Source organism: Micromonospora sp. M51, from assembly GCF_018070305.1.
GTDB classification, from domain to species: domain Bacteria; phylum Actinomycetota; class Actinomycetes; order Mycobacteriales; family Micromonosporaceae; genus Micromonospora; species Micromonospora parva.
This window is the reverse complement of sequence record NZ_JAGPXZ010001046.1, coordinates 1-1,642: the sequence shown is the minus strand read 5'-3', so window position 1 is coordinate 1,642 and position 1,642 is coordinate 1. Positions and strand designations below refer to the sequence as shown.

Annotated in this window: 1 protein-coding gene; it reads right to left on the bottom strand. The window is 73.8% G+C overall.

Going from position 1 to position 1,642, the window contains the following annotated elements:
* Nucleotides 1–1,642, bottom strand: a 1,642-nt coding sequence (locus KBX53_RS32305) for a BTAD domain-containing putative transcriptional regulator (protein WP_210863638.1), incomplete at both ends; no start/stop codon positions are given.

Genomic DNA, 1,642 nt, shown 5'->3' with positions numbered 1-1,642 from the left:
CGGCGTGGGCGGTGTGCAGGCAGTGGTCGAGCAGCCGGTGCACGGCGGCTTGCTGCTCGGCCGGCGGCTCCGCCTCGTCGGCGAGGCTGGCCGCGTACGCGCGCAGCAGGTCGTGGAACGCGTAACGCCCGTACGTGTGCTCGGTGAAGAGATTCGCCCGGGTCAGCTCGGTGAGCAGCGGACCGATCGCCGGCCCGTCAGCGCCGGCCAGGCTTGCCACGGCCGGGGCGGACACGTCCGGGCCGGGATGCAGGCTCAGCAACCGGAACAGTCGGGCAGCGGGTGGGCTGAGCGTCCGGCACGACCAGGAGAAGACCGCCCGGACGTCGGTGGCCTCGTCACCCGCGTGGAAGGCGTCCAGGTCGCCCAGCTCACCGGCGACGGCGGCCAACGAGAACTGCCGGTTGGTGGCGGCTCTGGCCGCCACGATGGCCAGGGCGATGGGTAGCCGCGCGCAGCGGTCGGCGATGTCGTCAGCCGCCGCGGGTTCGGCGGCGACCTGACGCTCGCCGAGCCGACGGACCAGCATGTCGCGGGCCTCGCCAGGGCTCAGCAGATCGAGGGGCACCGGCTGGGCGCTTTCGGTGACGACCAGCGGGATGAGCTGGTCGCGGCTGGTGACGATCGCGAGGCAGTGCGGTGAGCCGGGCAGCAGCGGCCGGACCTGTTCGGCGTCGCGCGCGTTGTCCAACACCACCAACAGGCGCTTGCCCGCGAGCGTCGTGCGGTACAAGCTCACCATCGCGTCCGGGTCGCCGGGCATCCGTGCCGCCGGAACACCGAGCGCCTCCAGGAAGCCGTGCAACGCCCGCGCCGGGTCGGTCGGTGTGGCCGCCGGGTCGAAACCCCGCAGGTTGACGTAGAGCTGCCCGTCGGGAAAGCGTGTGGCCGCGCGGTGCGCCCAGTGCACGGCGAGCGCTGTCTTGCCGACGCCGGCGGTCCCGGAGACCACGACGGCACCGCCCCGCTCGACGAGCGCGTCGAGGGCGGCCAGCTCCGCGGTGCGCCCGGTGAACGTCGGTACGGGAGGAGGCAGCTGCGCCGCCACCGGCGCCACAGCGGCAGCGGCGGGTGCGGGCGCGGCGATGGCGGTGTCCTGGCGCAGGATGGCGCACTCCAGGTCCCGCAGTCGCGGACCCGGGTCGATGCCGAGGTGCTCCCGCAGGTTGTCGCGCAGCCGTCGGTACGCGGCGACCGCCTCGCCCTGCCGGCCGTCGCGGTACAGGGCGAGCATCAGCTGAGCGTGCAGGTGCTCGTCGAAGGGGTGCTGTCGGACGAGCCGTTCCAACCCGGGAAGGAGCCCCGCGTGCTCGCCGACGGACAACCGGGCCTCGACGAGCGACCGTTCGGCCTCCAACCGCAGGCGTGCCAGGTGTTCCGCCTGCTCCTCAAGCCACGCCGACCCGGCCACGTCGGCCAACGGTGGACCCCGCCACAGCGCCACCGCCGCCGTCAGGTGCTTCACCTGCTCGTGGCCGTCCGTCGACCGCCGGGCCAGCTCGATGAGGCGTTCGGCGACCTGCACGTCGGTGGAGTCCGGCCCGGTGTCGAGCAGGTAACCGGGCTGGCGCGCCACGATCGATCCCGGCTCGCCGAGCACCCCGCGCAGATAGGAGACGTGGGGCTGCAACCTGTTCGCCGC